Here is a 7,850-nt window from a genome sequence, read left to right on the forward strand (position 1 = left end):
AAACCCAGATCTCAAAGGTCTGGGCCCAGAAGCCCGCGCCGTACCGCCTAAGCGGTCGGCGTCGGGAGTACGTCACGTCTAATTATTTGAGGCTTTTTGGGAAACCGTCATATTTAGCCCCACCCTTCGAGGGTGGGGGCTTTTCGGTTATTAACGGATTATCGATAAATCCCACCACCATCCAGCAGGAAGTTGACCTTCAGGCATTAAACAGTTCAAAGATTTGGCGACAAAAATTTTTCAGCTTTTCGCCCACTTCCGCCACAGGTTCGGTTGCGCCGACAAAGCGCCAATTTTCCACGGTGGAGAAGCGCCACTGCTGACCTTTATGGTCGTATCCGGCGGCTTCCACCCCGATCGCGCGGCGAGAACCATCCAAAGGGTCTTCATAAAAGCGAATTTGAACCAAGATGCTGCGACTCTGTAACGAGCGACTCCATCCTGGAAAATGAAACCCGATATCCAGAGAATCGGGATCCACGAGTTCGCGGGTATCCGGATCGTCGATCCAAGGTTTCAGATCCGCCCTGGCATCGGGAAATTGCAGCTTAAAAACATTCACTGCTGCGGCGATTTTACTTGCCAATTCGAAATTTTTCACTTGTTCGGCTGCGTTCACAGTTCACAGACCTCCTATGACACTGATACAGTTGAAATCGGTTCATCAATGCGCCTGGAAAGCGACTTACTTTTAATTTAATCGCGAGCAAGGATCCGCTGTGGGGGGGTTTTCTCCCAATTTTGTCAAATTGCCACGCCGGCAAGTTTCCAACCCCTGACCAGGGACTACCCCTACAACAGGGGAACAGGAGATGCCGAAGTGTTCGCTTCCCACGATAAAAACGGGGAAGGGCAAACTAGGGCGATCGCGACTGGAGAAAAACCGAATCCGTCACAGTGGACGCCAAGCGGGCCGCCCGGATGGCAGCATTCCCGTTGCGAGTAGGAATTACAACTATGGCTATACCCTGTCACATCATCGTAGAAGGCAATCCAGCAATCATCTATGCCAGTCGGAATGGCGCGCCAGATAAAGTCCGGCGCATCCTCAAACCCTTCCTAGAAAAATTTTGGCAAGAAAGAGAGACCGCCGGAGAATACCACGATACACCTGAGTGCTTATTAGCCCAGATTGTGGTGCGTTTCGGATTTGAAATCTGCGAGGACGATTTCTCCAATTTACGAGTGGGGATGAACTACGACCCCACCGCTGATTACATCTATATCGTCGGCGCGGATAAAACCGTTAAGGTACTCTCCACCGAAGAGGACTATCGGCAAAATCCCAGTTTAGGTTTGCAAGGATGCCGCCCCGTGGAAGGAGAAATCTGGAAAATAGAATGATCTTAAAACGCGGGGATTGAGAATTGAGGGGAGAAAAAACCCCGGAGCGATCGCAGTTTTGCATGGCAAATTAGAGGCGTGAAATGAAGGGCCAAACTTCAGTTTTCACCCCCCACCACCGGAAGAGGGACACACTTGCCAATCGGGGTCAAGCTGCGATCGCTTCCGCTTTTTTCCCGCCGATTTCTCTGGATTGGCTTATCCCCATCCCCTGACATGGAGGTAACAGCAAGCATCCTTATTTGTAATCAACCGTTTCAATTTCTCAAAAAAATAATTGTTGAGTGACTTCGTAACCGCCCGGGAAGATGTGGCAAAATCAGCTAACTTCAAAATCAAACCGAAAAATAATTTTTCCCTCAAAAAAAGGGTAAAAAAGTTTTGTCCGGATGTCATAACCGGATCTGGAACCAGTAGGTAGCCCTCCCGCCCCCCGATTTATTTAATTTGTCGGCAGTGCAGAATCGCCATTCGGCACAGGGGGAATGGGTTTTGGAAATCAAGCAAAGGCTATTATTATGATGGGTTTGGAAAAGCTGGATTTTTTCTTTCTGGCGATAAGATTGGGCGAGACTGCGGGGTGGATGTTGTCAAAATTACCGGGTAATTTTGACCGTTTAAAACTTCCCCCAACTCAAACAAGGACAACAGACCTGACCAACTGCCAGCGTGCAATTTTAGAATAATTGCTCATTAATCCGTTCCGTTTTATGGCGATTGAAACTTTTGCGTTTTATACGATAACTCTGCTTGCGCCGGGAGACGCCAGCAGGGAAACGTCTGGCGCATTTGACTGCCAATCTCCCACTGTAGCAGGAAAAGAAGCAAGGGTGAGTGAGTGTTTTACCACCCCTAATAATTCTAGCCAACCGATTGAGTCTATCAGTCCACCAGAGACGATCGCAACTCCAATCAATTTATCCGGAATCTGCCCGGATTCTAGAAACCTGGGGGAAATCGACCCACCCCTGACGAGACAGCCTTGCAAAACGCACTTTTTACAAGCCGAATTTTCTCTAATTAGCGATAATGCTATCGATTTCGATAACCATTGGCTCTCCAATGGAAAGGATATCCCAGACAATCCTCAACCGCGATTGAGTTTTGCCTCTTCGCAAGCTTCATTACTGCCTCCATTAATGGGCGCAAATTTAACCCCGAATAAGGCACTGGGATTGGATAAATCGCAATTGGAGGACTCTTGGAATCAACCCGTCGGCGTATTCCATACCTTACTCTTAGATTTAACGATTTCTCCTGTGGGTGCGATCGCGCTGTTTTGGTTGCTGAAGCGATTTGTAATTCGCGAAATGATTTCTGAAGCCCAAAAACGCTGCTGGGCGGGCAACATAAACGGCGAATTTTTAAATATTTTCCGGGTAGAAATAGAAGCAAACTTAGCCAAATTCACCCAAGGCTATCAAAGCACTTGTCAAGACTTAACCCAAGAATTAATCGACCAAAAACTCCATTTAAAAGAAATTCAATCGGTGACTTCAGACTGGCTAACCCAAGTTCAAGCATTGCGTTCTGAAATACTGCAAGAAAAAGCCAGACAGACTCATGCCAGCAAAACTATCGTTCAATATCCAATTATTTGGCAACCCATCCAGACGAATAATCTGCCACTGAATTATAACAGTTCAAACAGCCAACCCGGGGCGAGCGATCGCCTGCATCAGCAATGGCAAAATGCGGAGGATTGGGTACAGCAAGGCAAAAAATTGTGCTGTCAGGGACAGTATGAAGAAGCGATCGCCGCATATGATACCGCCATTGCCATGACGCCCAACCGTGCGGATGAAGCGTGGTTTCATCGGGGGAATACCCTATGCTTTTTGCAGCAATACGAAGAAGCGATCGCCGCTTACGACAAATCCCTCGAAATTCAGCCTTACCGGGGCGAAGTATGGTATAGCCGAGGCCAGGTGTTCGCCCGATTGCAACGCTATTCAGAAGCCCTAGCTTCCTATGAAAGAGCCACAGAAATCAATCCCTTACATTCCGATTATTGGCACAATTTAGGAAATGTAATGGCGCGATTAGAATTTTACGATAAAGCAATTGTTGCCTACGAAAAAGCCATTAGCATCAAAGCCGATAAATATGAATTTTGGTACAACCGAGGCAATGCTTTGGGAAAATTGCACCGATACACACAAGCGGCGATTTCCTACGAAAAAGCCATTGCCATAAAACCGGATAAATACGAAGCCTGGTATAATAGAGGAAATGCCCTGGGGAGATTGCAACGCTACGAAGAAGCAATCGTCTCCTACGATAGAGCGATCGCCATCAACCCGGACAACTATGAAGTATGGCATAACCGAGGCGTAATGCTCGGAGAATTGCAACGCTATGAAGCCGCGATCGCCTCCTATGAAAAAGCCATTGAAATCAAATCAGACAATTATGAATCTTGGCATAACCGAGAACTGTCCATCGAGAAGCTGAAGCGCGCGCGATCGGCCAAATCGGTTTAAATACTATTTCGCAACCGTTTCTACAGCGAAGCGAGCAACGAAATCCATCAGAAGCGCCACCCCGGTGCAGGAGCTTGCGCCCGGGGGTGGCGCGGCAGTGGTCCAGTAGCAGGGCAGGATATGGTAGGATCTAAGCGATTGAGGGTGGGTGAGGAGCGATCGCTTATCCCGTTGCCAAATTGTAAATAAAAACTTATTTCTCGAGAAACACTCAATTTATGTTTGAAGCGCTAGCAGAACGCTTAGAAGGGGCCTGGAAAACACTGCGGGGTCAGGACAAAATCAGCGAGTCCAACATTCAAGACGCCCTGCGCGAAGTTCGGCGTGCCCTCTTAGAAGCCGACGTTAACCTCCAAGTCGTCAAACAATTTATCGCCGACGTCGAAGAGAAAGCCCTCGGTGCAGAAGTCATCCGGGGCGTCAGTCCCGACCAACAATTCGTCAAAATCGTTAATGACGAACTGGTCAACGTGATGGGGGAAAGCAACGTCCCCCTCGCCCAAGCCGATAATCCGCCGACAATCGTGCTGATGGCGGGGCTGCAAGGAACCGGGAAAACCACCGCCACAGCTAAACTGGCACTGCATCTGCGAAAGCAAAAGCGCAGTACCCTGATGGTGGCCACTGACGTGTATCGACCCGCCGCGATCGACCAGTTAGTGACCCTGGGAAAACAAATTGACGTGCCAGTATTCGAACTCGGTACCGATACCAACCCAGTAGAGATTGCCCGTCGCGGGGTGGAACATGCCAAAGAAATTGGCGCGGATACGGTAATTATCGATACCGCCGGACGGTTGCAAATCGATCGCGACATGATGGCGGAGCTCTCCGAAATCGAAAAAACCGTCAACCCCCACGAAACCCTCTTAGTGGTAGACGCAATGACCGGTCAGGAAGCCGCCACCCTGACGCGCACCTTTAACGAAGAAATTGGCATCACTGGGGCAATTCTGACCAAACTCGATGGCGATACCCGAGGCGGTGCAGCCCTATCGGTGCGCCAAGTGTCGGGCAGACCGATTAAATTCGTCGGCTTAGGCGAAAAAGTCGAGGCGCTACAACCCTTTTATCCCGATCGCATGGCCTCTCGCATCCTGGGGATGGGAGACGTGCTTAGCTTAGTGGAAAAAGCAGCAGAGGCGGTAGATATTGCTGATGCTGAAAAAATGCAGGAAAAAATCCTCTCCGCTAAGTTCGACTTTACGGACTTCCTCAAGCAAATGCGCTTGATGAAGAGCATGGGGTCTCTCGGGGGGATTATGAAATTGATTCCCGGGATGGGTAAGCTGAGCGACGATCGCATCCAAGAAGGCGAAACTCAGCTCAAGCGCACCGAGGCGATGATTAATTCCATGACCGCCGAAGAACGTCGCAACCCGGATTTATTGGCCGGTTCTCCCTCTCGACGGCGACGGGTGGCGCGCGGATCCGGACATCAGGAAAAGGATATCACCAAGCTGGTGGCCGATTTTTCCCGCATGCGAACCATGATGCAGCGCATGGGTCAGGGAGATATGAGCGGGATGGGCGGAATGATGGGCGGTCCGGGGGGCGGTCCGGGACAACCCGGGTGGCGCAGAGGCGGTGCGCCGGGAAAGAAGAAAAAGAAAAAGCAGAAGAAGAAAAAAGGCTTCGGTCAGCTTTAGGCAAATGGCGCGTCAAAGGACAGTGTACCAGGCTTCTGGATGCGTTTTGGCCCGGGGTCAGCTAAGGGCGATCGCCACTGTCCCCCACCCTCGGTGGCGATCGCCCCTGCCACAGTCAGCATTTTCGCCCGAAAAAATGGTACAATTATAAACTTTGCAGCCCCCCCCTTCGCCTAACGTGAAAGCTGTGCGCCCACAGCCTTGACGAAAGGCAAGCGCTGAGGGAATAGCGTAAGATTGTCAAGAGGAACCCATTAGAGCAACATGATCAAACTGCGATTAAAGCGATTTGGTAAGAAAAGAGCGGCGAGTTATCGGATTGTAGCGATGGATAGTCGCGATCGCCGCGATGGTCGCCCCCTAGAAGAACTCGGCATCTACAATCCCAGAACCGATGAAACGCGCTTAGATGTGCCCGGGATTGTCCGACGTCTGCAACAGGGGGCACAGCCCACAGATACAGTACGTCGGATTCTGGAAAAAGCCAATGTCTTCGAACAGGTCACAACCGGAACCGCTTCCTAATTCCGCCAGTGCAGCATCCGTTCCCCTGACTCCCTCTGGAGAACTGGGGAACGACGCTATGCCTGATTATGAAGGGTTAGTGCGGTTTTTGGTCGAACCCTTTTTAGAGTCCCCCGAGTCCCTGCGCGTGGATTGCGAATTAATGGAAAGCAAGCCAAAAGCCTGGATTCGCGTGGCATTTGACGATCCAGAAAAAGGGCGCGTCTTTGGTCGCGGCGGACGGAATATTCAGGCGATTAGAACGGTATTGGAAGCTACGGCGAAAGCCGCCGGTCAATCGATTTACTTAGATATTTATGACAGGAGTTCGCGCGATCGCCCCGGGGCTGAGGACTCTTCCCGGGGGAAAGGCTCAAAACCGCGTTCCCGTCGCAGTTCTGTTGAAAAGCCTTCTGCGCGATCGCGAAAACCCCAGTAACCGATCGCCACTCCCCCCTAACCGGGAACCACCCGTCCAGTGACCCCCGGAACGCAAAGAAAACCTTAAGACGCCTGGAAAGGAGCGATTCGCTCCCCTAGAGGCGTCTTTTTGCATTATCATGGAGCAAAGCCGCCCCTATTAAAAAATGCTGGCATGGAACAACGAGGCAAAATCGAGCTACCTTCTCAAGAAAGCGCACTCGCTCTGAGTGGAGAACGAGAAGAAAATCTAAAAACCTTGTCCAAGCAAACCGGTGCGTTGGTGGTGATGCGCGGGCAAGAATTGATGATTCAGGGAACCGCCAACCAAGTGACCCTCTGTACCCGCTTGGTGCGATCGCTCGAAGACCTCTGGAAATATGGCAAAACCGTCACCGGGGTGGACATCCTCACCGCCCGCCACGCCCTGGATAGCGATCGCCATGACGAATTAAAAGAAATGCGCCAGGATATCCTCGCTAAAAATCGTCGCGGCGAAGACATCCGGGCGAAAACCTTCCGACAGCGCCAGTACATCAACGCCATCCGCACCCACGACCTCACCTTCTGCATCGGTCCGGCGGGCACCGGCAAAACCTTTCTAGCTACCATTCTAGCCGCCCAGTCTTTACTCTCCAATGAATACGAGCGCTTAATCCTCACCCGCCCCGCCGTCGAAGCCGGCGAAAAGCTCGGTTTTCTCCCCGGAGACTTGCAACAGAAAATTAATCCCTATCTGCGCCCCCTCTACGACGCCCTCTACGAAGTCGTGGAACCGGAAAAAATTAGCAATCTCATGGAACGCGGCATCGTGGAAGTGGCTCCCCTCGCCTACATGCGCGGGCGTACCCTGAATCGTTCTTTCGTGATTTTGGATGAAGCCCAAAATACCACTGCGGCTCAAATGAAAATGGCCTTAACCCGGTTGGGATTTAAGTCTCGCATGGTGGTAACGGGAGACATCACCCAAACCGATTTGCCCGCCCACCAGCACTCTGGTTTGGTGCTGGCTGAGAAAATTTTACAAAACATCGAAGACATTGCGTTTTGTCGTCTCTCCCAAGGCGATGTGGTTCGCAACCCCATCGTTCAGCGCATCGTTGCTGCTTACGAAAAGTACGAGAAAAAATAACTCGGGCGAAGACAATAATTTGCATGGTGAGTGTGGAAACGCGGCGTCTTCCGGAACGAAGGACAACCGAGAGCAAAACTGAAAAACCATCACGCTTGTCCGGGAAGAAACTATAAGCGATTTCTATGGCGATTAATTTATAGGGATGTCAACCCTGGTGGTTGCGATCGCGGAGTGCAATGGCTCCATATAGCTCCATCCTTTGCCTTAGTTTTACCGCTGTTGAATTTCACTTTAAGTTTGCTTTAGCTTCTCGGCGGGAAGCCCCGCGCTCTACCCGTGCTTGGTGAGCGTCGGGATGAGAGCCAGGGGAAATGG

9 protein-coding genes are annotated in these 7,850 nt (G+C 50.9%); 7 read left to right on the forward strand and 2 right to left on the reverse strand.

The genetic code is table 11. The features are described 5' to 3' along the window. Nucleotides 1-199 precede the first annotated feature (199 nt). A complete protein-coding gene (locus tag LKK83_RS28900; RefSeq protein WP_324634922.1) occupies nt 200-619 on the reverse strand; it encodes a hypothetical protein in 420 nt (139 codons plus the stop codon). Nucleotides 620-957: 338 nt separating this feature from the next. Between LKK83_RS28900 and LKK83_RS28905 the strand changes: the two genes are divergently transcribed. From LKK83_RS28905 to ffh, 4 genes are all read left to right on the forward strand, one after another. Then, nucleotides 958-1,344, forward strand: coding sequence for a histidine kinase (locus LKK83_RS28905; protein WP_324634923.1), 387 nt, complete (start codon nt 958-960; stop codon nt 1,342-1,344). Nucleotides 1,345-1,829: 485 nt separating this feature from the next. After that, a complete protein-coding gene (locus LKK83_RS28910) occupies nt 1,830-2,030 on the forward strand; it encodes a hypothetical protein (protein WP_324634924.1) in 201 nt (66 codons plus the stop codon). Between the two features lie 24 nt (nt 2,031-2,054). Continuing rightward, the gene (locus LKK83_RS28915; protein ID WP_324634925.1) at nt 2,055-3,827 is read left to right on the forward strand and encodes a tetratricopeptide repeat protein; all 1,773 of its coding nucleotides are present in this window, start codon (nt 2,055-2,057) and stop codon (nt 3,825-3,827) included. Between the two features lie 218 nt (nt 3,828-4,045). After that, complete coding sequence (ffh, locus tag LKK83_RS28920) at nt 4,046-5,476, forward strand: signal recognition particle protein (protein ID WP_324634926.1); 1,431 nt, start codon at nt 4,046-4,048, stop codon at nt 5,474-5,476. Here ffh and LKK83_RS28925 read toward each other — a convergent pair. After that, entirely contained in the window at nt 5,473-5,598 is a 126-nt protein-coding gene (locus LKK83_RS28925; protein ID WP_324634927.1) for a hypothetical protein, read from the reverse strand. The two genes, ffh and LKK83_RS28925, sit on opposite strands and share 4 nt — an antisense overlap. Before the next feature lie 142 nt (nt 5,599-5,740). Between LKK83_RS28925 and rpsP the strand changes: the two genes are divergently transcribed. From rpsP to LKK83_RS28940, 3 genes are all read left to right on the forward strand, one after another. Then, nucleotides 5,741-6,001 (forward strand): 30S ribosomal protein S16, encoded by a 261-nt coding sequence (gene rpsP, locus LKK83_RS28930; protein ID WP_324634928.1) that lies wholly within the window; start codon nt 5,741-5,743, stop codon nt 5,999-6,001. After that, nucleotides 5,964-6,419, forward strand: coding sequence for a KH domain-containing protein (locus tag LKK83_RS28935; RefSeq protein ID WP_324634929.1), 456 nt, complete (start codon nt 5,964-5,966; stop codon nt 6,417-6,419). Before rpsP ends, LKK83_RS28935 begins: the two co-directional genes overlap by 38 nt. Nucleotides 6,420-6,575: 156 nt before the next feature. Next, nucleotides 6,576-7,532 (forward strand): PhoH family protein, encoded by a 957-nt coding sequence (locus LKK83_RS28940; RefSeq protein ID WP_324634930.1) that lies wholly within the window; start codon nt 6,576-6,578, stop codon nt 7,530-7,532. Nucleotides 7,533-7,850 lie beyond the last annotated feature (318 nt).

It is taken from the genome of Phormidium sp. CCY1219, assembly GCF_035615515.1.
Lineage (GTDB): Bacteria > Cyanobacteriota > Cyanobacteriia > Cyanobacteriales > Laspinemataceae > CCY1219.

What these genes read in the sequence shown, in the direction of transcription:
- LKK83_RS28905 (WP_324634923.1), top strand. Translation starts at nt 958, where the DNA reads ATGGCTATACCCTGTCACATCATCGTAGAAGGCAATCCAGCAATCATC.
- LKK83_RS28940 (WP_324634930.1), top strand. Translation starts at nt 6,576, where the DNA reads ATGGAACAACGAGGCAAAATCGAGCTACCTTCTCAAGAAAGCGCACTC.
- LKK83_RS28935 (WP_324634929.1), top strand. Translation starts at nt 5,964, where the DNA reads ATGTCTTCGAACAGGTCACAACCGGAACCGCTTCCTAATTCCGCCAGT.
- LKK83_RS28915 (WP_324634925.1), top strand. Translation starts at nt 2,055, where the DNA reads ATGGCGATTGAAACTTTTGCGTTTTATACGATAACTCTGCTTGCGCCG.
- ffh (WP_324634926.1), top strand. Translation starts at nt 4,046, where the DNA reads ATGTTTGAAGCGCTAGCAGAACGCTTAGAAGGGGCCTGGAAAACACTG.
- LKK83_RS28925 (WP_324634927.1), bottom strand. Translation starts at nt 5,598, where the DNA reads ATGCTGACTGTGGCAGGGGCGATCGCCACCGAGGGTGGGGGACAGTGG.
- rpsP (WP_324634928.1), top strand. Translation starts at nt 5,741, where the DNA reads ATGATCAAACTGCGATTAAAGCGATTTGGTAAGAAAAGAGCGGCGAGT.
- LKK83_RS28910 (WP_324634924.1), top strand. Translation starts at nt 1,830, where the DNA reads ATGGGTTTTGGAAATCAAGCAAAGGCTATTATTATGATGGGTTTGGAA.